This window comes from Leucobacter coleopterorum, from assembly GCF_011382985.1.
Lineage (GTDB): Bacteria > Actinomycetota > Actinomycetes > Actinomycetales > Microbacteriaceae > Leucobacter > Leucobacter coleopterorum.
This window is the reverse complement of record NZ_CP049933.1, coordinates 1,001,994-1,024,809: the sequence shown is the minus strand read 5'-3', so window position 1 is coordinate 1,024,809 and position 22,816 is coordinate 1,001,994. Positions and strand designations below refer to the sequence as shown.

The 22,816-nt window shown below is 59.4% G+C and carries 23 protein-coding genes and 4 pseudogenes; 1 reads left to right on the top strand and 26 read right to left on the bottom strand.

All coding sequences use genetic code 11. The annotated features are described in order from the left end of the window. Position 1: 1 nt before the first annotated feature. The 18 genes and pseudogenes from rplF to G7066_RS04675 form a co-directional block, all read right to left on the bottom strand. Positions 2-538, bottom strand: a complete 537-nt coding sequence (rplF, locus tag G7066_RS04760; protein WP_166329451.1) for a 50S ribosomal protein L6 — start codon at positions 536-538, stop codon at positions 2-4. A gap of 6 nt (positions 539-544) precedes the next feature. Continuing rightward, the gene (gene rpsH / locus G7066_RS04755; RefSeq protein ID WP_166292564.1) at positions 545-943 is read right to left on the bottom strand and encodes a 30S ribosomal protein S8; all 399 of its coding nucleotides are present in this window, start codon (positions 941-943) and stop codon (positions 545-547) included. Positions 944-1,059: 116 nt separating this feature from the next. Beyond that, on the bottom strand, positions 1,060-1,620 hold the full coding sequence (gene rplE / locus G7066_RS04750) for a 50S ribosomal protein L5 (protein WP_166329449.1): 561 nt from the start codon (positions 1,618-1,620) through the stop codon (positions 1,060-1,062). Next, positions 1,620-1,982: a 50S ribosomal protein L24 gene (gene rplX, locus G7066_RS04745; protein WP_166329447.1), complete on the bottom strand. Its 363-nt coding sequence runs from the start codon at positions 1,980-1,982 to the stop codon at positions 1,620-1,622. Before rplX ends, rplE begins: the two co-directional genes overlap by 1 nt. A gap of 3 nt (positions 1,983-1,985) precedes the next feature. Beyond that, on the bottom strand, positions 1,986-2,354 hold the full coding sequence (gene rplN / locus G7066_RS04740) for a 50S ribosomal protein L14 (protein ID WP_166292561.1): 369 nt from the start codon (positions 2,352-2,354) through the stop codon (positions 1,986-1,988). 30 nt (positions 2,355-2,384) lie between these two features. Next, a complete protein-coding gene (gene rpsQ, locus G7066_RS04735; protein ID WP_166292560.1) occupies positions 2,385-2,657 on the bottom strand; it encodes a 30S ribosomal protein S17 in 273 nt (90 codons plus the stop codon). Positions 2,658-2,659: 2 nt separating this feature from the next. Further along, positions 2,660-2,968, bottom strand: coding sequence for a 50S ribosomal protein L29 (gene rpmC, locus G7066_RS04730; protein WP_166292559.1), 309 nt, complete (start codon positions 2,966-2,968; stop codon positions 2,660-2,662). Further along, positions 2,968-3,387, bottom strand: coding sequence for a 50S ribosomal protein L16 (gene rplP, locus G7066_RS04725; protein WP_166329445.1), 420 nt, complete (start codon positions 3,385-3,387; stop codon positions 2,968-2,970). Before rplP ends, rpmC begins: the two co-directional genes overlap by 1 nt. 2 nt (positions 3,388-3,389) lie before the next feature. Further along, positions 3,390-4,148, bottom strand: coding sequence for a 30S ribosomal protein S3 (rpsC, locus tag G7066_RS04720; RefSeq protein ID WP_166292557.1), 759 nt, complete (start codon positions 4,146-4,148; stop codon positions 3,390-3,392). After that, positions 4,148-4,527: pseudogene (gene rplV / locus G7066_RS04715) on the bottom strand (50S ribosomal protein L22). The gene rpsC and the pseudogene rplV overlap by 1 nt, the downstream one beginning before the upstream one ends. A 26-nt stretch (positions 4,528-4,553) precedes the next feature. Further along, positions 4,554-4,835: a 30S ribosomal protein S19 gene (rpsS, locus tag G7066_RS04710; protein WP_017793370.1), complete on the bottom strand. Its 282-nt coding sequence runs from the start codon at positions 4,833-4,835 to the stop codon at positions 4,554-4,556. Positions 4,836-4,859: 24 nt separating this feature from the next. Then, a pseudogene (rplB, locus tag G7066_RS04705) lies at positions 4,860-5,695 on the bottom strand (50S ribosomal protein L2). Positions 5,696-5,717: 22 nt separating this feature from the next. Beyond that, positions 5,718-6,017 carry a 50S ribosomal protein L23 gene (gene rplW / locus G7066_RS04700; protein ID WP_166329443.1) on the bottom strand — a complete coding sequence of 100 codons (300 nt, stop codon included), beginning with the start codon at positions 6,015-6,017 and terminating at the stop codon, positions 5,718-5,720. After that, on the bottom strand, positions 6,014-6,667 hold the full coding sequence (gene rplD / locus G7066_RS04695) for a 50S ribosomal protein L4 (RefSeq protein WP_166329441.1): 654 nt from the start codon (positions 6,665-6,667) through the stop codon (positions 6,014-6,016). Before rplD ends, rplW begins: the two co-directional genes overlap by 4 nt. An 8-nt stretch (positions 6,668-6,675) precedes the next feature. Continuing rightward, positions 6,676-7,323 (bottom strand): annotated as a pseudogene (gene rplC / locus G7066_RS04690) (50S ribosomal protein L3); the annotation flags it as partial. 14 nt (positions 7,324-7,337) lie between these two features. Next, on the bottom strand, positions 7,338-7,646 hold the full coding sequence (rpsJ, locus tag G7066_RS04685) for a 30S ribosomal protein S10 (protein ID WP_025133701.1): 309 nt from the start codon (positions 7,644-7,646) through the stop codon (positions 7,338-7,340). A 364-nt stretch (positions 7,647-8,010) separates the two neighbouring features. Further along, positions 8,011-9,093, bottom strand: a complete 1,083-nt coding sequence (locus G7066_RS04680; RefSeq protein ID WP_244303292.1) for an MraY family glycosyltransferase — start codon at positions 9,091-9,093, stop codon at positions 8,011-8,013. Further along, positions 9,090-10,889 (bottom strand): polysaccharide biosynthesis protein, encoded by a 1,800-nt coding sequence (locus tag G7066_RS04675; protein ID WP_166329439.1) that lies wholly within the window; start codon positions 10,887-10,889, stop codon positions 9,090-9,092. Before G7066_RS04675 ends, G7066_RS04680 begins: the two co-directional genes overlap by 4 nt. Positions 10,890-11,103: 214 nt before the next feature. Here G7066_RS04675 and G7066_RS04670 point away from each other — a divergent pair, with 214 nt between their 5' ends. After that, complete coding sequence (locus G7066_RS04670; RefSeq protein ID WP_244303291.1) at positions 11,104-11,355, top strand: Rv0909 family putative TA system antitoxin; 252 nt, start codon at positions 11,104-11,106, stop codon at positions 11,353-11,355. 71 nt (positions 11,356-11,426) lie between these two features. Here the strand turns inward: G7066_RS04670 and tuf are convergent, their stop codons facing one another. From tuf to rpoC, 8 genes and pseudogenes are all read right to left on the bottom strand, one after another. Then, positions 11,427-12,620 (bottom strand): elongation factor Tu, encoded by a 1,194-nt coding sequence (gene tuf / locus G7066_RS04665; protein WP_166329437.1) that lies wholly within the window; start codon positions 12,618-12,620, stop codon positions 11,427-11,429. 162 nt (positions 12,621-12,782) lie between these two features. After that, complete coding sequence (fusA, locus tag G7066_RS04660; RefSeq protein ID WP_166329435.1) at positions 12,783-14,903, bottom strand: elongation factor G; 2,121 nt, start codon at positions 14,901-14,903, stop codon at positions 12,783-12,785. 114 nt (positions 14,904-15,017) lie between these two features. Then, the gene (gene rpsG / locus G7066_RS04655; protein WP_166292547.1) at positions 15,018-15,488 is read right to left on the bottom strand and encodes a 30S ribosomal protein S7; all 471 of its coding nucleotides are present in this window, start codon (positions 15,486-15,488) and stop codon (positions 15,018-15,020) included. After that, positions 15,488-15,862 (bottom strand): 30S ribosomal protein S12, encoded by a 375-nt coding sequence (rpsL, locus tag G7066_RS04650; protein WP_166292546.1) that lies wholly within the window; start codon positions 15,860-15,862, stop codon positions 15,488-15,490. The genes rpsG and rpsL overlap by 1 nt, the downstream gene beginning before the upstream one ends. A 730-nt stretch (positions 15,863-16,592) precedes the next feature. Further along, complete coding sequence (locus G7066_RS04645; protein ID WP_244303290.1) at positions 16,593-17,084, bottom strand: spermidine/putrescine ABC transporter substrate-binding protein; 492 nt, start codon at positions 17,082-17,084, stop codon at positions 16,593-16,595. 146 nt (positions 17,085-17,230) lie between these two features. After that, complete coding sequence (locus tag G7066_RS04640) at positions 17,231-17,713, bottom strand: hypothetical protein (protein WP_166329431.1); 483 nt, start codon at positions 17,711-17,713, stop codon at positions 17,231-17,233. After that, positions 17,710-18,711, bottom strand: coding sequence for a Na+/H+ antiporter NhaA (locus tag G7066_RS04635; RefSeq protein ID WP_166329429.1), 1,002 nt, complete (start codon positions 18,709-18,711; stop codon positions 17,710-17,712). The genes G7066_RS04640 and G7066_RS04635 overlap by 4 nt, the downstream gene beginning before the upstream one ends. A gap of 178 nt (positions 18,712-18,889) precedes the next feature. After that, a pseudogene (rpoC, locus tag G7066_RS04630) lies at positions 18,890-22,782 on the bottom strand (DNA-directed RNA polymerase subunit beta'). Positions 22,783-22,816: the final 34 nt, after the last annotated feature.

Below are 22,816 nucleotides of genomic sequence, written 5' to 3'. Positions count from 1 at the left end.
GTTATTTACCAGCCTTTCCAGCCTTGCGACGGACGTTCTCGCCCGCGTAGCGAATGCCCTTGCCCTTGTAGGGTTCTGGCTTCTTCAGCTTGCGGATGTTTGCTGCGGCTTCGCCGACAGCCTGCTTCGAGATCCCGCTGACGGTGATCTTGGTGTTGCCCTCGACCGCGAGCGTGATGCCTTCAGGGGCATCAACGCTCACCGGGTGCGAGAAGCCGAGCGCGAGCTCGAGGCCCTGACCCTTCTGCTGCACACGGTAGCCGGTGCCGACGACCTCAAGCTGCTTTGAGTAACCCTCGGTCACACCGATGATGTTGTTGTTGATGAGCGTGCGGGTCAGGCCGTGCAGCGCTCGGGATTCGCGCTCGTCGTTCGGACGGGTGACAAGGACCTGTCCGTCTTCGAGTGCGACGCGAATGGGCTCTGAAACGGTGAGCGTCAGCTCACCCTTCGAACCCTTAACCGTGACCTGCTGGCCAGCGATCTTGACGTCTACACCACCGGGAACGGTGATGGGAAGCTTTCCAATACGTGACATGACGGGTTACCACACGTAGGCGAGAACTTCTCCGCCCACGCCCTTCTGCTCAGCCTCGCGGTCAGTCAGAAGACCGGAGGAGGTGGACAGGATCGCGATGCCGAGGCCACCGAGCACGCTCGGGATCTCGGTCGAACCCGCGTACACGCGAAGTCCGGGCTTCGATACTCGCTTGAGGCCCTCGATCGAACGCTCGCGGTTCGGGCCGTACTTCAGGGACATGGTGATGGTCGTGCCAACGCGAGCGGGCTCCACCTTCCAGTCTCCGATGTAGCCTTCACGCTTGAGGATCTCCGCGATCCGCTCCTTCAGCTTTGAGCCGGGGAGCGAAACCTCGTCATGATGTGCGCCATTAGCATTGCGCAACCGGGTCAGCATATCTGCGACCGGATCAGTCATCGTCATGAGTGACTCTTTCTTTTTCGCCCGGTTTCACACGCCGTTACACGACGTGGGACCTAGGTGACACGCGGATGGGGTGCCCGGGAAACCCGGACACCCTCTCCGCTTGGACTATTCAGTTATTCCGATTTGAACGGGAAACCGAGCGCCTTGAGCAGCGCACGACCCTCGTCGTCGGTCTTTGCGGTGGTCACGACAGTGATGTCGAAGCCACGCACGCGGTCAATCTTATCCTGATCGATCTCGTGGAACACACTCTGCTCGGTCAAACCGAAGGTGTAGTTGCCATTTCCGTCGAACTGCTTTCCCGAGAGACCGCGGAAATCGCGGATACGGGGCAGTGCGAGGTTGACGAGGCGATCAAGGAATTCCCAGGCACGGTCACCGCGGAGGGTGACGTGAGCACCAATAGCCTGGCCCTCACGCAGCTTGAACTGCGCGATGGACTTACGAGCCTTGGTCACCATGGGCTTCTGACCGGTGATCTTCACGAGGTCCGCAATTGCGCCCTCGATCACCTTGCTGTCACGAGCAGCCTCGCCGACGCCAGTGTTCACAACGACCTTTACGACGCCAGGAACCTGCATAACGTTGGCGTAGCTGAACTCCTCGGTCAGCTGCGGAACAATCTCAGAGCGGTACTTCTGCTTGAGACGGGGCTGAATCTTCGTCTCAGTCATTAGAAGTCCTTCCCTGATTTCTTTGCGTAGCGGACGCGGACGGTCTTCTTCACACCGTTCTTCTCAACCTCTTCAACCCGGAAGCCAACGCGAGTGGGCTTCTTGGTCGAGGGGTCAACAACAGCGACGTTAGAAACGTGGATCGGAGCCTCAACGGTCTCGATCCCACCCTCACGAGTGCCGCGATCCGACTGGCCAACACGAACGTGCTTGGTGACGTAGTTTACGCCCTCCACAATTACACGATCAGAATCGGTCAGCACATCGATGACACGACCCTGCTTACCACGGTATCCACCGCGCTCCTGGGTCGGGCCCGAGATGACCTCTACGAGGTCACCCTTCTTGATCTTGCTAGCCATGGACTAGATCACCTCCGGTGCGAGCGAGACGATCTTCATGAAGCGCTTATCGCGCAGCTCACGACCGACCGGCCCGAAGATACGGGTGCCGCGGGGCTCCCCGTCTGCCTTCAGAATGACGGCGGCATTCTCGTCAAAGCTGATGTACGAGCCATCCGCGCGACGAGTCGACTTGCGTGTGCGAACGACAACAGCCTTAACGACCTCGCCCTTCTTCACGTTGCCACCGGGGATTGCGTCCTTGACGGTCGCGACGATCGTGTCGCCGAGACCGGCATAACGACGACCTGAGCCACCGAGTACGCGAATCGTGAGCAACTCCTTGGCACCGGTGTTATCGGCCACCTTGAGTCGGGATTCCTGCTGAATCACTTGTTACTCCTTCACTCAGTAAGCCGAGGCTTACTTCGCCTTCTCGAGGATCTCGACCAGACGCCAGCGCTTCGAGGCGCTCAGCGGACGGGTCTCGTGGATGAGTACGAGATCGCCGATGCCTGCGGTGTTCTGCTCGTCGTGAGCCTTCACCTTCGACGAACGGCGCAGGACCTTGCCGTAGAGGGGGTGCTTCACGCGGTCCTCAACCTCAACAACGACGGTCTTGTCCATCTTGTCGCTGACAACGTAGCCTCGACGAGCCTTACGGTATCCGCGCTGTTCCTTCTCGACCTCAGCCATTCTTAGGCCTCCTTCGTATCAGCGGCGGTATCCGCCTGCTCGGTCTTCTTGCTGCTCTTCTTCTTAGCGGGAGCAGGAGCGGCAGCCGGGGTAAGCCGAATGCCGAGCTCACGCTCGCGCAGCACGGTGTAAATGCGAGCAATGTCGCGCTTCACCTGGCGTACGCGGCCATGGCTTTCCAGCTGGCCAGTGGCCGACTGAAAACGCAGGTTGAAGAGCTCGGCCTTAGCCTTCTTGAGCTCCTCGGCCAGACGCTCATCCTCGAAGGTATCGAGTTCCGTGATGGCCAGTTCTTTAGTACCGATCGCCATTACGCGTCGCCCTCCTCGCGCTTAATAATGCGGGCCTTGAGCGGCAGCTTGTGGATCGCGCGGGTCAGCGCTTCACGTGCAAGCTGCTCGTCAACACCTGCGACCTCGAAGAGGACGCGGCCCGGCTTGACATTGGCCACCCACCACTCGGGCGAACCCTTACCGGAACCCATGCGGGTTTCCGCAGGCTTCTTGGTGAGGGGAACGTCAGGGTAGATGTTGATCCATACCTTGCCACCACGCTTGATGTGACGGGTCATTGCGATACGAGCGGACTCGATCTGACGGTTCGTCACGTAAGCCGGGCTGAGGGCCTGGATGCCGTACTCACCAAACGCGACAGTGTTGCCGCCCTTGGACTGACCGCTGCGGCTCGGGTGATGCGGCTTGCGGTACTTGACTCGACGGGGAATCAGCATGCTTACTTCTCCGCTCCTGCTGCAGCGGGTGCAGCCTCGGCCTGTGCACCACGGGGTGCACGGCGGCGGTCGCCGCGGTCACGGGCTGGCCGCTGGGCCGCCTGCTCGCGAGCGAGTTCCTTGTTGGTCATGTCGCCCTTGTAGATCCAAACCTTCACGCCAATGCGGCCGAAGGTGGTCTTGGCCTCGTAGAACCCGTAGTCGATGTTCGCGCGAAGTGTGTGCAGCGGCACACGGCCCTCGCGGTAGAACTCCGAGCGGCTCATTTCAGCGCCGCCGAGACGGCCCGAGACCTGGATACGGATTCCCTTAGCGCCTGCGCGCTGAGCGCCCTGCAGACCCTTACGCATCGCACGGCGGAACGCCACGCGAGCAGCGAGCTGCTCGGCGATGCCCTGTGCGACGAGCTGAGCGTCAGCCTCGGGGTTCTTGACCTCGAGGATGTTCAGCTGGATCTGCTTGCCGGTGAGCTTCTCGAGGTCAGCGCGAATACGCTCAGCCTCTGCTCCACGACGACCGATGACGATGCCGGGACGTGCCGAGTGGATATCCACACGAACACGGTCACGGGTGCGCTCGATCTCGACGCGCGAAACGCCGGCGCGATCAAGCTGCTTCGTCAGGTGCTGGCGAATTCGGATGTCTTCGGCCAGGTAGTCAGCATAACGCTGCCCCTTCTTGGTCGAATCCGAGAACCAGCGCGAGACGTGGTCAGTGGTGATCCCGAGGCGGAAGCCATAGGGATGAATCTTCTGGCCCATTATTTGGCTCCCTTCGATGCGGCGAACTCATCAGCGGTCTGCAAAACAACCGTGATGTGGCTAGTCCGCTTGTTGATACGGAATGCGCGGCCCTGTGCACGGGGGCGGAAACGCTTCAGCGTCGTGCCCTCGTCAACGTAAGCGCGAGCGATAACAAGCTCGTCCTCGTTGAGACGCAGGTTTTCCTTGTCGGCCTTTACTCGCGCATTGGCGATTGCAGACGCAACAAGCTTGAAAATTGGCTCCGCCGCGGCCTGCGGGGCGAACTTCAGGATGGCAAGCGCCTCCTGTGCATTCTTCCCACGGACCAGATCAACGACACGACGAGCCTTCTGGGGGTGATGCGGATTTGACGCACGCGTGCGATCGACTCCACCATTTCTCTTCCTCCTTCACGTCACCGCGTTAGCGGCGACGGCCCTTCTTGTCGTCCTTCACGTGACCACGGAAGGTGCGCGTCGGGGCGAACTCGCCCAACTTGTGCCCAACCATGGTTTCGGTGACGAACACCGGAATGTGCTTGCGACCGTCGTGCACCGCGATGGTGTGTCCCAGCATTGCGGGGATGATCATAGAACGGCGCGACCAGGTCTTGATCACGTTTTTGGTGCCAGCTTCGTTCTGGACAACTACCTTGCTCAGCAGGTGGTTATCGACGAAGGGGCCCTTCTTGAGACTACGAGGCATCTTCTACTCTCTCCTACCTGCCGACTAACGCTTCTTGCCAACGGTACGGCGACGCACAATGAGTTTGTCGCTTTCCTTGTTTGGACGGCGCGTACGGCCTTCCTTCTGACCCCAGGGGCTAACCGGGTGACGGCCACCCGAGGTGCGGCCTTCGCCACCACCGTGGGGGTGATCTACAGGGTTCATGACGACACCACGCACGGTCGGGCGAACGCCCTTCCAGCGCATACGGCCAGCCTTACCCCAGTTGATGTTCGACTGCTCGGCGTTGCCTACCTCGCCGACGGTCGCGCGGCAGCGCGCATCGACGTTGCGGATCTCGCCGGAGGGCAGACGCAGCTGAGCGTAAGGACCGTCCTTCGCTACGAGACGAACGGAAGAACCAGCGGAGCGTGCCAGCTTGGCACCTCCACCGGGACGCAGCTCGATCGCATGAATCACGGTACCGGTCGGGATGTTGCGCAACGGCAGGTTGTTGCCGGGCTTGATGTCTGCGCCTGAACCCGACTCGACAATGTCACCCTGCTTTAGCTTGCTGGGGCAATGATGTAGCGCTTCGTGCCGTCCTCGAAGTGCAACAGCGCGATGCGCGCCGTGCGGTTCGGATCGTACTCGATGTGCGCGACCTTGGCGTCCACGCCGTCCTTGTCATGACGACGGAAGTCGATGACGCGGTACTGGCGCTTGTGGCCGCCACCGATGTGGCGGGTCGTGATACGTCCCTGGTTGTTACGTCCACCGGTCTTAGGCAGCGGGCGAAGCAGCGACTTCTCAGGTGTAGAGCGAGTGATCTCGGCGAAATCAGCGACGCTCGCACCGCGACGACCTGGAGTCGTCGGCTTGTACTTACGAATAGCCATGTTGGTTTCCTTTTCGCCCCTTCTACAGCGCAGCCGTGAAGATGTCGATGGAGCCCGACTTCAGGGTGACAATGGCACGCTTGGTGTCCTTGCGCTTCCCGAGACCGAACTTGGTACGGCGAGACTTGCCCTTGCGGTTCAGCGTGTTGATCTTTGCGACCTTCACGTTGAATACCTGCTCGATAGCGAGCTTGATCTCCGTCTTCGAAGCTTCAGGCTGCACCTCAAAGGTGTACTGGCCGTTTGCATCGATGAGATTGTAGCTCTTCTCCGAGACGATGGGCCGGATGATGACGTCGTGTGCGGACTTGTTCAGGCTCACTTCGTTTCCTCCTTGGCGGCACGGCCAGCGACAAACGCGTCGAAGGCGGCCTTGGTGAAGACGAGATCGTCGCTGACAACCACGTCGTAGGCGTTGAGCTGATCCTGGAACAGCACGTGGACCTGCGGGAGATTGCGGACGCTGAGTGCGGTCAGTTCGTCGTCACGCTCGACGACAACCAGAACGCGATTACCCGGAGCAACCGAAGCGAGGAACTCGCGTGCGGTTTTGGTGCTGGGCTTGTCAGCGATACCAAAGCCCTCGACAACGTGCAAGCGGTTCGCGCGAGCGCGATCCGATAGCAGGCCGCGGAGTGCAGCAGCAATCATCTTCTTGGGGGTGCGCTGCGAGTAGTCACGCGGCACTGGACCGTGTACTACGCCGCCGCCGCGATGCTCGGGCTGACGGATCGAGCCCTGACGAGCACGGCCGGTTCCCTTCTGCTTGAACGGCTTAACACCTGAGCCGGAGACCTCACCACGGGTCTTGGTCTTGTGTGTTCCCTGACGCGCAGCTGCAAGCTGAGCGGTGACCACCTGGTGGATCAGCGGGACGTTGGTCTCAACGGCAAAGATCGCCTCGGGCAGGTCAACAGCCCCAGCCTTCTTGCCCTTCGCGTCGAGAACCTCGAGCTTGGTAGCGGTAGCCATGAACTACGCCCCTTCACTGCGTTGCGAACGAATACGAGACGACCGCGTGCGCCGGGAACCGCACCCTTAACCAGGATGAGACCCTTCTCAGCGTCAATCGCCTGCACGGTGAGATTCTGCACGGTGACGCGCTCGCCTCCCATGCGACCAGGCATGCGCTGACCCTTAAACACGCGACCAGGGGTCGCGGCGCCGCCGATTGAACCCGGCTTGCGGTGGTTGCGGTGTGCGCCGTGCGATGCCGATACGCCCTTGAAGTTGTGACGCTTCATAGCACCGGCAAAGCCCTTACCCTTTGAAGTACCAACGACGTCGATCGACTGACCGGCCTCGAAAACACCATCAACGGTGAGCTCCTGGCCGAGGCTGTACTCTGCGGCGTCTGAGGTGCGAACCTCGGTGAGGTGACGACGAGGGGTAACCCCAGCCTTCTCAAAGTGACCGGCGGTCGGCTTATTCACCTTGCGAGGATCGATCTGACCAGCGGCGATCTGAACAGCGCTGTAGCCGTCGACCTCTGCGGTGCGGATCTGGGTGACAACGTTGGGTGCCACCTCGATAACGGTAACGGGAACGACATTGCCGTTCTCGTCCCATACCTGCGTCATACCAAGCTTGGTGCCCAGGAGACCCTTCACGTTACGTGTTACTGACATGTTCTGGATCCCCCTTACAGCTTGATCTCGATATTGACATCGGCAGGCAGGTCAAGGCGCATGAGCGAATCAACGGCCTTGGGTGTGGGATCAACAATGTCGATCAGGCGCTTGTGCGTGCGCTTCTCGAAGTGCTCACGGCTGTCCTTGTACTTGTGGGGCGAACGGATCACTGCGATCACGTTCTTCTCCGTGGGGAGCGGCACGGGGCCAATTACGGTTGCACCCGCGCGGGTGACCGTGTCGACAATCTTCCGTGCGGAGTTGTCAATGACCTCGTGGTCATACGACTTCAGTCGGATGCGGATCTTTTGTCCCGCCATGTGACTCTCTACTTTCTACTTGCGTCATATCAAACAGACCTCGGTCTGCCCAGCATTGGACGTCTTGCGTATCAGCGCCCTGACAATCGACACACGTAGTGTCTCGTGTTGGGTCTCTGTTCACCTGTCAATCCCCCACGCGCACAAAAATGGCCGGACCACGCGGGCTGGCCGCTTAATCTAGCCACACTGAGGCGTGCGGGGCGCGTTCGCTACCCGCGGCCTAACGCCCCGGCGAACCGAGGCAATTATGCACAGCCTGGCAGTGATCCCTACCGAAATAGAGAGTACTGAACCTGTCTATTCTGACACAGGGGCAGTGATGCGTGCAACCCGGGCGTGTCGCGGCGTTTCGCGACGGTTCTCAAAGTTCACGCGCAGGCAGGATCCGCGGCAGTGCGAGGTAAAAGATAAGGACGGTCAGGCCTCCAACAAGCAACGCAAGACTGCCAAAAATGTCTGCGTAAATGGATGCAAGACCAAGCAGTGAAGTGAGTAACGTGCAGAGGGCAGCGACCCCCGAGGCCCACACGTGCGAGTATCCAAGCTGTTGAATGCGCTGATAGACATGCTCTTTATGGGGTTCATCCCATTTGTGTCCGGCGCGCACACGCTTCACAAGAGTGACGCCAACGTCACCAAAGTAAATGACCATCGGCCCAATGGTCGCGAGGAATGGCAGGCCATCCACGAATGCTGCGAAGCTCAGAATTGCGATAGCACCTCCAAGGAGATAGCTACCAACGTCCCCAAGAAACGCCCCTGGCTTTGTAAGGTTCCAAGGCAAAAATCCGGCAAAACCTGTAGCGAGTATCAACCCCGAAACTGCGAGCCATACAGCCCCAGTAAGCCCACCTGCCAATGAGAACGTGAGGCCCGCAATGACTCCATGGAATCCACTAATGCCGTTGAGACCATCCATAAAATTGGCGACATTGATGTAGCTCGAGATGAAAAGGACCCCGTAGATACACAGAACTACTAACACCCACAGGGGCAAAGCTGCCACATTCAGTCCTAGTACCCAACGAGACGAAGCCGCTTCCTCTGACTGATCCGCGATCCAGAGCATCGCTGCGGAACTCACCCCAGCGATGATCAGCAATAGTGCACTGCGCACGGGAACACTCAAACCCCACAGATCTTCTCCCAGCCCGAGAAGACCCGCTGCAATTGTCCCGACCCCAATGGCAAGCAAATACTTCGACGCGTCTGCGCCCGGAGCGACGGACAGCGCAAACAGAAACACTGCAACGAGACTGAGCATCATCGCGATCAGGACTGCAAGCCCCAGGCCTCGCAGGATCGGCCGGTCATGTGAGGAACGTTCAGAAGGCACGTCCATAATTCCAAGCCTCATAAGCAAGGGCTTCACAACAAAAGGAAGCAGGCTACTCAGAACAAGGGTGCCACCGCCAAACACCAACAGAAGCATGCCAAGGGTCACGATACTCGCCCTTCAGCCTCACGGGTCAGATCCATTCGCGCGACCCAGCCTTCATGGTCAAGCACATCGGGCGAAATCGTATCAACGTGCGCGTGAGTGATCTTAGGGTGGAACGGCCGATCATTGCCCTCACCATGTCCGACAAGTTCTTCATGGAGCTTCTCTCCATGTCGCAGTCCGGTAAAGATGATCTCGATGTCTTTACCCGACTGAGCGATCATGCGACGCGCAACATCGAGGATCAGCACGGGCTCCCCCATGTCGAGAATCAGCACTTCCCCGGGCCGCCCAATTCCCCCAGCTTGGATTACCAGCTGACAAGCTTCAGGAATAGTCATGAAGAACCGAGTGACATCGGGGTGTGTAACCGTAATTGGGCGCCCTGCCTGAATCAGGTTGCGGAATGTCGGCAGCATGGAGCCCCTGCTGCCAATGACGTTGCCAAAGCGCACTGAGAGGTAGCGCTGCCCTGTCTGCTCTGCCATCCAAGCGGTCAGTTTCTCAGCGACCCGCTTCGAGTGGCCCAGCACACTCGTAGGGTTCGCGGCCTTATCGGTGGAGATGTTCACGAACGTACCAACTCCCGCCGCTTGCGCGGCGCGCAGCACGCCGAGTGTGCCGAGCACGTTCGTCTTCCAGGCTTCGTCGGGGTACTGCTCAAGCATCGGCAAGTGTTTTAGCGCCGCAGCGTGAAATACGACATCGGGTTTGCGCTCAGTAAAAATGCGCATGAGGTTTTCATCGTCACGAATGTCTGCGAGCACAACGTCGTTGGTATCAAGTAGCCCGTGTCCACTGATCGAGAGCTGACTCTCTTGAAGCGCTGTCTCATCACGATCAAGCATGATCAATTCGCGCGGCGCGAAACGGGCAAGCTGGCGACAGAGTTCTGATCCGATGGAGCCGCCGGCACCGGTCACGAGAACCCGCTTGTCTTGCAAATACTCCGCGATTGACTCCGTCTCGAGGCGCACTGGGTGACGGCCGATCAGGTCTTCAATAGAGAGCTCACGCACATCGGAGATCGCGGAGGAATTCTGCAGGATCTGGTCCAACGGAGGAAGCACGAGAGCGGTGATACCGGCCTTATCGGCTGCTTCATCGACGCGCCGCATCATGATCGAGTCAGCATCACCAATGCAGACAATCAGCCGAGTTGCCCCCGTCTGTCTCGCAACGGAGGTAAGATCTTCAAATCCACCAAGAACTCTCACACCACGAACTTCTTGATTGCGCTTGAGCGGGTCGTCATCTAGAAAACCGACGGGCAGCACAGCTCCCTTTGCATCGGTCAGCAGTCTTTTAGCGGTTTGCACCCCCAAATATCCGGCTCCATAAAGAAGAGCGCGTTCCGCTTCAAGGCCCGGCTTGAGCTGACGTTCACCGTACAGACGCACGACATATCGTGACACACCCATAAGACTGAAGGTAATAGGGGCAGCGATGATCAAGGTGCTTCGAGGGATACCGTTGCCATACCCAACAAGGTAGGCAAAGAACCAGGCAACCACCATCACAGCCGTGATGTTAAGAACAAGCGCTCGGACCTCGTCAAAGCTGCCGACTTCGTAGCGATTTCGGTACAGCCAGAAGATCCAACCGCCAATCAACTGCAGCACGATCGTCACACCAATAACAGCGGAAGCCCAACCCCAGTGAATACGAGCAAGATCGAAATCAAAGCGCAGCACGAGCGCGGCAGTGATGCCGAGCGCCCAGGACAGCGCATCAAGGCCAAAGAGCACCCCGTACTGTTTCGCGAAGTGCGCAATGCGCTGATTTGCAGTACTTGGCACGCATTCTCCATTCCTCTGGTGGCCACTCCGCGGCCTGAACCGCTCGAAGCGGTGAGTGCTCTCTTAGAGGATACCGGTCCACGCTGGCGTTCGAGTGCAGCACACTCGATGGCTGGAAGATCCACATCGTGACCAGACCCGTGGTGAATCAGACTGAAGCCAAGCTGCCAACCCCTTTTTGTAGCGCGGGGGTCAAGCGATAATTTTTGCGGAGATGCTCGTCTCCCACAGTCAGGCAAAGGGGAACAACATGGGAATAGAGGATCTCGGGAAAAAAGTGGGCGAGTTCGTCATGGAGCAGACCGAGAATGCCAAAGAGGCACTCAGCAGCGAGAAGCTTGAGAGCGTGAGCGACAATGTCGTTGACAGCGCAGCGGACCTAGCAAACAAAGCGACAGGAAACAAGTTCGAAGACCAAATCGAAGATATACGGGCGAGCCTAGACGAACAGTTTGGGACCGAGTAGATCCGCCCCTCACAGCACTACGACAAAGGCCCCAGGATTTCTCCCGGGGCCTTTGTTGCGTCCGCTAGTGACTAGGCAAGAACCTTGGTCACCGTGCCGGCGCCGACGGTGCGGCCACCCTCACGAATAGCGAAGCCGAGGCCATCCTCCATAGCGATTGGCTGGATGAGCTCAACCGTCATGTCAGTGGTGTCGCCGGGCATAACCATCGGCTTGTCCTCGGGAAGGGTGATAACACCGGTCACGTCAGTCGTACGGAAGTAGAACTGTGGGCGGTAGTTGGTCTCGAACGGGTTGTGACGCCCGCCCTCTTCCTTCTTCAGGATGTAGGCAGTGCCCTCGAAGTTGGTGTGAGGGGTGATCGAGCCAGGTGCAACAACAACCTGTCCGCGCTCAACATCTTCGCGCTTGGTGCCACGAAGAAGAAGTCCACAGTTCTCGCCAGCCCACGCCTCGTCGAGCTGCTTGTGGAACATCTCGATGCCAGTAACGGTGGTCTTCTGCGTCGGACGCAGACCAACGATCTCGACTTCAGAGTTGATCTTCAGCGTGCCACGCTCGGCGCGGCCGGTGACAACGGTTCCACGACCGGTGATCGTGAAGACATCCTCAACAGGCATCAGGAACGGCTTGTCCTTGTCACGCACGGGATCAGGGATCGAGGAGTCAACAGCTTCCATGAGCTCGAGAACGGAGTTAACCCACTTCTCTTCACCCTGGAGTGCCTGGTAGCCCGAAACACGAACAACAGGAGCGTTGTCGCCGTCGAAGCCATTCTTGGTGAGCTCCTCGCGGACCTCCATCTCGACGAGCTCGAGGATTTCCTCGTCGTCGACCTGGTCGCACTTGTTGAGTGCAACGAGCAGGTAAGGAACGCCAACCTGCTTGGCGAGAAGGATGTGCTCCTTCGACTGAGCCATGAGGCCATCGGTTGCTGCAACCACGAGGATTGCGCCGTCCATCTGTGCGGCACCGGTGATCATGTTCTTGATGTAGTCAGCGTGACCTGGCGCATCGACGTGCGCGTAGTGGCGCTTGTCGGTCTCGTACTCAACATGCGAGATGTTGATGGTGATACCGCGCTGGCGCTCCTCAGGAGCCGAGTCGATCGTGTCGAAATCGCGCTGAACGTTCACGTCAGACGGGAACTTGTCAGCGAGAGTCTTCGAGATAGCAGCGGTAAGAGTCGTCTTACCGTGGTCAACGTGACCGATCGTTCCGATGTTTACGTGCGGCTTGGTCCGCTCGAACTTGGCCTTCGCCACTATGGTCCTCCTCAGGACATCGAGTACCGTATACCCACCGACGGTTTCGGAGGGCACGAGTACGGGTGTGTGTATTTATGTTACAAGTTCCGGCCTGTGATCGCGACCTGAACTCACGGGTTGGCGGCGGAAGTTTGTTCCGCCGCCAACCTACGAGCGAATTTATTCGCCCTTGGCCTTCTGAATGATCTCTTCGGCCACAGCCTTCGGCACCTCAGCATAGGAGTCAAAGGTCATCGAGAACACCGCACGACCACTGGTCTTCGACCGGAGATCACCGATGTACCCAAACATCTCGGAGAGCGGAACCAGCGCGCGAACTACCTTTACGCCGCTCGCGTCCTCCATCGACTGAATCTGCCCACGACGGGAGTTCAGGTCGCCAATAACGTCGCCCATGTATTCCTCGGGCGTACGAACCTCAACGGCCATCATCGGCTCAAGCAGCACGGGCTGAGCGAGACGGGCAGCTTCCTTGAACGCCATCGAACCGGCGATCTTGAACGCCATTTCCGAGGAGTCAACGTCGTGGTACTGACCGTCAAGCAGCGAAGCCTTGACGTTAACCACGGGGAAGCCTGCAAGGATGCCGTACTGCATAGCATCCTGGATACCAGCGTTGACCGAGGGGATGTACTCGCGAGGAACGCGACCACCGGTCACCTTGTCCTCGAATGCGTACACCTTGTCGCCGGCCTCTTCGAGGTCGAGCGGGGCGAGTGAGATCTGCACCTTTGCGAACTGGCCGGATCCACCGGTCTGCTTCTTGTGGGTGTAGTCGTACTTCGGCACCTCGCGACGGATAGTCTCGCGGTAGGCCACCTGGGGCTTACCGACGTTCGCCTCAACCTTGAACTCGCGCTTCATGCGGTCCACGAGGATATCAAGGTGCAGTTCGCCCATACCGGCGATAACAGTCTGACCCGTCTCTTCGTTCTGGCTGACGCGGAAGGTGGGATCCTCTTCGGCAAGCTTCTGAATAGCCGTGCCGAGCTTCTCCTGGTCACCCTTGGTCTTGGGCTCAATCGCGACCTCGATCACGGGCTCGGGGAAGGTCATCGACTCAAGCACAACCTGGTTGCCCGGATCGCTCAGGGTGTCACCAGTCGTGGTGTCCTTGAGACCGATCACAGCGTAGATGTTGCCAGCGGTGAGGCTATCTACCGGGTTCTCCTTGTTCGCGTGCATCTGGAAGATCTTGCCGATGCGCTCCTTCTTGCCCTTGGTCGAGTTCACAACTTGAGTGCCCGACTCAGCGTGACCCGAGTACACGCGCACGTAGGTGAGGCGACCGAAGAAGGGGTGCACAGCGACCTTGAACGCGAGTGCCGAGAACGGCTCCTCGGCCTTGGGCAGACGCTCGATGACGATGCTCTCGTCACGAGGGTCGTGTGCCTCAATAGCGCCAACGTCGAGCGGGTTGGGGAGGAAATCCACAACTGCGTCGAGCATGGGCTGGATGCCGCGGTTCTTGAAGGCAGAGCCACAGTAGACGGGGTAAATCTCGTTATTGACAACGAGCTTGCGGATCCCGGCCTTGATCTCATCGATCGAGATCTCCTCACCACCGAAGAACTTCTCAAGAAGTGCGTCGTCGGTCTCAGCAACAGTCTCCACGAGCTTTGCGCGGTATTCCTCGGCGCGAGCCTGCAGATCCGCAGGGATCTCCTGCACCTCGTAGTTTGCACCAAGCGTCACGTCGCCCTTGGCGTCGCCTTCCCAGACGAAAGCCTTCATGGTGAGCAGGTCGACAACACCGAGGAAGTCGGACTCTGCACCGATGGGAAGCTGCATGACGAGCGGCTTTGCACCGAGGCGGTTGACAATGGTGTCTACCGTAAAGTAGAAATCAGCGCCCATCTTGTCCATCTTGTTGACGAAACAGATGCGCGGAACGCCGTACTTATCGGCCTGACGCCACACGGTCTCGGACTGGGGCTCCACGCCCTCTTTGCCGTCGAACACAGCAACTGCACCGTCGAGCACGCGGAGCGAGCGCTCCACCTCGACGGTGAAGTCAACGTGGCCAGGCGTATCAATGATGTTGATCTGGTTCTTGTTCCAGAAGCAGGTCACCGCGGCACTGGTGATCGTGATGCCGCGCTCCTTCTCCTGCTCCATCCAGTCGGTCGTCGCGCCACCGTCGTGGGTCTCGCCCAGCTTGTGGTTGACACCCGTGTAGAACAGGATGCGCTCGGTCGTGGTGGTCTTGCCGGCATCGATGTGCGCCATGATGCCGATATTGCGGACCTTGCTCAGGTCGGTGAGCACGTCTTGTGCCACGGGTGTCTCCTCCGCATAGGGGGTGAAAGTTTGGATTGCGAGCCGCAGAGCGACCCGCTACTGGCGGGCTGGTTCACACATAGCGATCCAACCCGCCAGCGGGTTACCGTTGAATTACCAGCGGTAGTGAGCGAACGCGCGGTTCGACTCAGCCATCTTGTGAGTGTCTTCACGACGCTTCACAGCGGCACCGAGGCCGTTTGAAGCATCAAGAATCTCGTTGGTAAGACGGTCGGTCATCGAGTTCTCGCGACGAGCCTTGGCGTAGCTGGTCAGCCAGCGGAGTGCGAGTGTATTTGCACGGTGCGGCTTGACCTCAACGGGCACCTGGTAGGTGCTACCGCCGACGCGGCGTGAACGAACCTCAAGGGTCGGTCGAACGTTGTCGAGCGCCTTCTTGAGAACCGTCACTGCGTCCTGGCCGGACTTCTCGGCAACAGCCTCGAGTGCACCGTAAACGATGCGCTCTGCGAGGCCTTTCTTACCGTCGAGCAGGATCTTGTTGACCAGCTGGCTCACCACGGGTGAACCGTAAACCGGATCGGCAACAACGGGGCGCTGGGGAGCAGGGCCTTTACGAGGCATTACTTCTTCTCCTTCTTCGCACCGTAGCGGCTACGAGCCTGCTGGCGATCCTTGACCGCCTGCGTGTCGAGCGCGCCGCGCACAATCTTGTAGCGAACACCGGGGAGGTCCTTTACACGACCGCCGCGCACGAGCACCATCGAGTGCTCCTGCAGGTTGTGACCCTCACCTGGAATGTAGGCCGTGACCTCGGTTCCGTTGGAAAGCTTCACACGAGCGACCTTACGCATCGCCGAGTTCGGCTTCTTCGGGGTGGTGGTGTACACACGAGTACACACACCGCGCTGCTGAGGGTTCGCCTTCAGTGCGGGAGCCTTGGTCTTGGAGACCTTCGGCGACCGCCCCTTGCGAACCAGCTGCTGAATAGTAGGCACTGATTCTCCTAGTTAGTCCTGCACGGTGACAGGATTGCTTGAATGTGGTTAAGCAAGTGTCCGCTTACGCAGACACGTAGCTGCTGTCGGTTCGGGATCATGCAATCCCAAAACAACTGAGTGCAGCTATGCCGTGGGGGTGTCTTCTCGAAAGAGATGATTGACCCTTAGTTAGGAGACTCCGCCGTTCGCGTGCTCTGCCGAGGCACAGCAAACGAGCGGGTGGAATACCCCAAAAAACTACTATATGCGCTCGACAGACTTACGCGCAATCTATCGGAGAGTAGACACACCAGGTTCCCTCAAAGAAGACGACATGAAATGGGGTAGACGCTCACACTCAGGGTCGTCAATCTCTTCGAACACGATCTCAGCCCTGAGTGGGTCGCCTTCACCATAGTTAACCTCACCGTCATCGAACTGACGGTTTCGATGACGCCTCCCGAATGTGCTCAGTTCGAAGAAATCACCTTCAGGAACGACGTTCACGGCCCCCGGGCTCCCTCCTCAGCACCGGCACTTCCCACAGATAGCCAAAGACACTGCAAGAACACGCAGCCCAGCCTCCGCCACCGGCACATTCTTCACACCTCCACCAATTGCTTAGTCAAACTTCCAGGGAATGTCTGCAAATGGCCCAAAGGCTGCGGTTTCGACGTTCGACACAAAGGCAATCACGCAAGTTGTCGACATAATTCAGAGGTACAGCGACAACAATCTCGACAGCTGACTACTGGGGTGGTTCGAGGTTGCGGCTCAGATCGTCGATAATTGCCTGAATCTGCGGCTCGACGAATCTTTGCACCGCGGCTTTGATCCTCGGACGATGACCCACAAGCGCAAAACAGACTTCGCGCCCGGCATCTTCAGCACAGGTATCTGCGAGGTGAATCTCTTGGCGCAGTTGTCGTTTCTCTTCTGCACTCAGAGGAGGACGGGGAAGCGGCGGTTCCGGTTTCATTTCTTGGGCTAATCCAGTGAGCGTAAACAGGAACGGCTGCTCACCCTCGTCTAGCTCAGGGTCGGGATGGATTCCGTCATACTCAGGTTCAAGCCCGGCTGCGGGATCATATCCTTTGGCTCGCCACAGTTCCTCCCCCGTGAGTTCCGCGTGAAGCGCGGGTAGCTCGGCGGCGGTGTAGTCGTCGACCCACTTGTCGATGATGCGCTGCATTCGAGAAACCAGCGCGTGTGTGACCTGGTGTGGAGTTCCTTCGGGCATACCTGAAGCGGCGAGAATCGGGGACCCTGTGCATCTGCGGCACAGTTTTGCGCGGCCGCGATGGGTCCCAGGTTGCCAACTCGGCACCCATCTGAGCCAACTGTTAACTGCGACACTCACCCGCTCTTCGATCGCTGCAGTCACGGTCAATCGTCCTCCTCTGCGCGCTCCCAGGGCCACCTAGGTGTTGGCCGATCAGTGTACAGGCGACGAGCAAGAACTGCCCAGAAGAGGATGCAGGTCATACCCCAGACCGGAACGAGTGTGACGGCGAAGGGACTCACCCAGGTGTCGTCGATCGACATGCCCGCGAGGTTTCCACCTAGGCTCCACAGCAGATAGGACCCCAACGAGACCGCCACAATATGCCCCCAGGCAGGGCCCTTTTGCCCGCGAAGCAGTGCGATCGCCTGCTGCCAAAGCGTCAGAGAGAGCGCAGCAAGCGCGAAACAGAGTACCAGGGGCGCGGCCCAACTCATGACGTCATCACTCGATACGGGATCACGATCCATTCCGAGCGCTAAAAGGCCCCAGGTGGCGACAAGCAAAGCCACGGCAACAATCACAGCGGCCATGATCAGGCTCCCAACATAGCCCCGAGTCACCCCGCGGCGGGAGCCATCCGTCATGGCTGCTTCACCTGCGCTTCAGCTTTGGCCTCTTCGTACTCAGCAAGGGCAACGGCGTTGCGAGCCTTCATCTTGCGCCCGCGGGCACCAATCCAAGCGCCGAACCATACAGTGACCTCGCGAGCGAGAACTCCAGCGGCAATCGCGGGCAAGGACAGGCCATACACCCTGAGCAAATCACCGAAGCTTGACCCTGATTGCCCTGGAAGGCCGCCAATTGTCTTCTGAATACCGTCTGACACGGCAGACAGCGACAGTGTTGTCGCCAACCAGACGAGGACGGCCACGATAAAGCCGCCAAGCACATATGCCCACCAACCGGCCCGCCCGACGATCGCCACCAACACCACCAGTGCTGCAAGGAAAGCGCCGACCGCAGCGAAGTACACCCAGTGCAGATTTGCACCAAAGAAGAGGTCGATCGCCCGGGAAGGGTTAATCGTGATTCCAAACTCCGCCAACATCACTCCCGCGAGGAGCGCCGAGAATCCGATGGTAGCCAGCAGCGAGATAAGGATACCCGCGCCACGATTGCCCCGAATATCTGGCGGCGTTGGGGTCTGCGTGTAAAAGCCCGCCATGGGATGGTCGCTGCTGATCCTGATCTCACCGTCGCGTGCGGGCGTATCAAGAACCGCAGCACCAAACCCCGTGTCTTCGGGACCGGCACTCGGCATTTCTTCGAGCATGCCAACGCGTACCGTTTTAACCGGAGTAGAAACTGGCTCCAGATTGAGCTCGGTATCGACTTTGGAGACCTGCTCGCGGCGCAAACGCTCGGCCTCTGCAGCAGCCTCCGCGAGCTCGGCACTGTTATCCGGTGAGACAACCGGCTCAGCAACAATAACCTCGGCCTCGTCGACACTGGTCGCCCTGGTTACGGCGTCCTGCACTTCGGTGGTGGTCGCTTCGGTTTCTTCGATCGCGGCTCCAGGGTTGGCCGAGGATTCCGGGGTCTCCGCAGCCCTCGATGCGGGTGTCTCGCGGTTCTCGTTCATCGCTGTACCTCTCGTAACGGCCCGATATGTTTCGAAAATGCCTCCGAAACACGAACGTTGTGCCGCAACAGTACAAGCCGTGCGAGCAATTCTTGCGATCACGCGCGGCACGGCGCGAAAAACGACAACGGGCCCCCACTTCTTAGGAAGTGGAGGCCCGCTGTTCTGCTACGAAACCCTAGCTGTAGTTGCCCGGGTTGAACTCGTCAGCGGTGAAGCTGTCGAAGTCCACGAACGACAGATCGTTCTCGTCGAAGGTGCCCTCGGTGGCGAACAGACGGTTCGGGTAACGCTCCGCCTTAGCCTCCTCGGTTGCCTGCACGTCAACATCGCGGTACACACCGAGGCCGGTACCGGCCGGGATGAGCTTACCGATGATGACGTTCTCCTTGAGACCGATGAGCGGATCCTTCGATCCCTCCATCGCGGCCTGCGTGAGCACGCGGGTCGTTTCCTGGAACGACGCGGCCGACAGCCACGACTCGGTCGCGAGTGAGGCCTTGGTGATACCCATGACCTCGGGACGAGCCGTAGCAACGCGCTTGCCCTCGAGCAGCGCCTCGCGGTTGACCCGCTGGTAACGCGCCCGGTCAATCAGCTCACCCGGCAGCATTTCGGTCTCGCCGTGGTCAACGACGGTCACCTTACGCAGCATCTGGCGAACAATAACCTCGATGTGCTTGTCGTGGATCGGCACACCCTGCGAGCGGTAGACACCCTGCACGCCCTCAACGAGGTACTTCTGAACGGCACGCTCACCGGGAATGTGCTTGCCATTCTCGGTCGAGCCGACCTGAAGGATGTCCTTCGGGTCGAGAGTACCGGCGAGGAAAGGCTGGCCGAGCTCGACGTGGTCGCCGTCCTCAACGAGGAGGGTCGCACGCTTCAGCACGGGGTATGCCTTCTCTTCTGTGCCGTCATCGGGCGTAAGAAGAACGCGACGGCTCTTCTCCGTGTCTTCGATGATGACGCGACCGGCGGCCTCTGCGATCGGCGACGCACCCTTGGGGGTACGCGCCTCGAAGAGCTCCTGCACGCGGGGCAGACCCTGGGTGATGTCGTCAGCAGATGCAGAACCACCGGTGTGGAAGGTACGCATCGTCAGCTGGGTACCGGGCTCACCAATCGACTGTGCGGCGATGATGCCAACGGCCTCACCGATGTCGACGCGCTGACCGGTTGCGAGCGAGCGGCCGTAGCAGGTGGCGCAAACGCCAACCGCGGACTCACACGTCAGCACGGAGCGAACCTTGATCTCGGTGACACCGGCAGCAACGAGCTTCTCGATGAGCACGTCTCCGACGTCTTCACCAGCGGTAGCCACGACAGCACCCGAAGCGTCGAGAGCGTCGGTTGCGAGGGTACGTGCGTAGACCGAGTTCTCGACGTCTTCATCCATGACGAGCACACCGTTGGCGTCGGCCTCGGCGATCGGCAGGTCGAGGCCACGCTTGGTGGCGCAATCCTCTTCACGGATGATGACGTCTTGTGAGACGTCAACCAGACGACGAGTCAGGTAACCCGAGTCAGCGGTACGAAGCGCGGTATCAGCAAGACCCTTACGAGCACCGTGGGTCGCGATGAAGTACTCCGCAACTGACAGTCCCTCACGGTACGAGTTGATAATCGGGCGAGGGATAATCTCACCCTTCGGGTTCGACACCAGGCCACGCATACCTGCGATGTTGCGGATCTGCAACCAGTTACCACGAGCACCCGACGACACCATGCGGAAGATGGTGTTGTCTGCGGGGAACGCGTCGCGCATGGCCGCGGCGACCTCGTCAGTGGCCTCGGTCCAGATTTCGGTCAGCGCCTTCTTACGCTCACTGTCCTGGATCATGCCGCGATCGTAATCGCGCTGGATCTTCGCCGCGCGCTTCTCGTGCTCGGAAATGATCTCGCCCTTGTTGGGTGGGGTCACCACGTCAGAGAGCGCAACGGTAATACCAGAGCGCGAAGCCCAGTAGAAACCGGCGTCTTTGATGCGGTCAAGCGTCGCCGCAACCTCTACCTTCGGGTAGCGCTCTGCCAGATCATTGACCAGCCCGGAGAGGCTGTTCTTGTCGGCAACACGCTCGAAGTAGGGTAGTCAGCCGGAAGCGTCTCGTTGAAGAGCGCGCGTCCGAGAGAGGTTTCTACGAGCACGGGCTTTTCATTGGTGACGCCGTTCGCATCGGTGTAGCTGATAAGGCGGAGCTTTACCTTTGCACCCAGGTCGAGGGTGCCCTCGTCCATCGCGAGGATGGCTTCAGCGATCGTGCCGAAGGCGCGGCCGGTGCCGATGCCCTCTTCCTTGATCGTGGTGAGGTGGTGCAGACCGATGATCATGTCCTGTGAGGGCAGGGTCACCGGGCGACCGTCAGACGGCTTGAGGATGTTGTTCGATGCGAGCATCAGCACACGTGCCTCGGCCTGAGCCTCAACCGACAGCGGCAGGTGAACTGCCATCTGGTCACCATCGAAGTCAGCGTTGAACGCGGTGCAGACGAGCGGGTGCAGCTGAATAGCCTTACCCTCAACGAGCTGCGGCTCAAACGCCTGAATGCCGAGGCGGTGAAGCGTCGGTGCGCGGTTCAGCAACACGGGGCGCTCGCGGATGATTTCCTCGAGCACGTCCCACACCTCTGAGCGCGCGCGCTCAACCATGCGCTTCGCGGCCTTCACGTTCTGTGCGTGCGACAGATCCATGAGGCGCTTGATCACAAACGGCTTGAAGAGTTCAAGCGCCATCTGTTTGGGCAGACCACACTGGTGCAGCTTCAGCTGCGGGCCAACCACGATGACCGAACGGCCCGAGTAGTCAACGCGCTTACCGAGAAGGTTCTGACGGAAACGGCCCTGCTTGCCCTTGAGCATGTCGCTCAGTGACTTCAGTGCGCGGTTACCGGTGCCTGTAACGGGACGACCGCGGCGACCGTTGTCGAACAGTGCGTCGACGGCCTCCTGCAGCATGCGCTTCTCGTTGTTCACGATGATCTCGGGAGCACCGAGATCGAGCAGACGACGCAGACGGTTGTTGCGGTTGATCACACGACGGTAGAGGTCGTTGAGATCGGAGGTCGCGAAGCGGCCACCGTCGAGCTGCACCATCGGGCGAAGCTCGGGCGGGATCACCGGAACAACGTCGAGCACCATCGCTGCAGGGCTTGCGCCGGTCTGCAGGAAGGAACTGACAACTTTCAGGCGCTTGATCGCGCGGATCTTCTTCTGACCTTTGCCCTCAGAGATCTGAAGGTGCAGGGTCTCGCTCTCTGCTTCAAGGTCGAAAGCTTCGAGGCGACGCTTGATTGCCTCGGCACCCATGTACGCCTCGAAGTAGTCACCGTAGCGATCCATGAGGTCTGCGAAGACTGCGTCCTCAGGCTTTAGGTCGCCGACCTTCAGGTTGCGGAAGTCTTCCCAGACACGCTGCAGGCGAGCAATTTCCTCGTCCTTCTCCTTACGGATCAGCGTCATTTCCTTCTCTGCGGAAGCCTCGGCGCGGCGGCGCTGGTCTGCCTTTGCCCCTTCTGCTTCAAGCGCAGCGAGGTCGGCTTCAGCCTGCTGCTGACGCTTCGCGATCCCGATGTCACGCTGATCCTCAAGCGCCTTCAACTCGAGCCGCAGCTCGGCCTCAAGCTCCGCAAGATCTTCATGGCGACCCTCTTCATCGATATCGATGATCATGTACGCGGCGAAGTAAATGACCTTCTCGAGGTCCTTCGGCGCCATGTCGAGCAGGTAGCCAAGGCGTGACGGCACACCTTTGAAGTACCAGATGTGCGTGACGGGCGCGGCCAACTCAATGTGACCCATGCGCTCACGACGCACGGAGGACTTGGTGACCTCCACACCACAGCGCTCACACACGATGCCCTTGTAACGGACACGCTTGTACTTGCCACACGCGCACTCCCAGTCGCGGCTGGGTCCGAAGATCTGTTCGCCGAACAGGCCGTCCTTCTCAGGCTTCAGCGTGCGGTAGTTGATGGTCTCCGGCTTCTTTACTTCGCCGAATGACCAGCTGCGGATGTCGTCGGCGGTAGCCAGACGGATCTGCAGCTCGTTAAAATCTGTACCCTCGAGCAATGTCTCTCCTTGGTAACTAAAAAGTCTGGTCCGG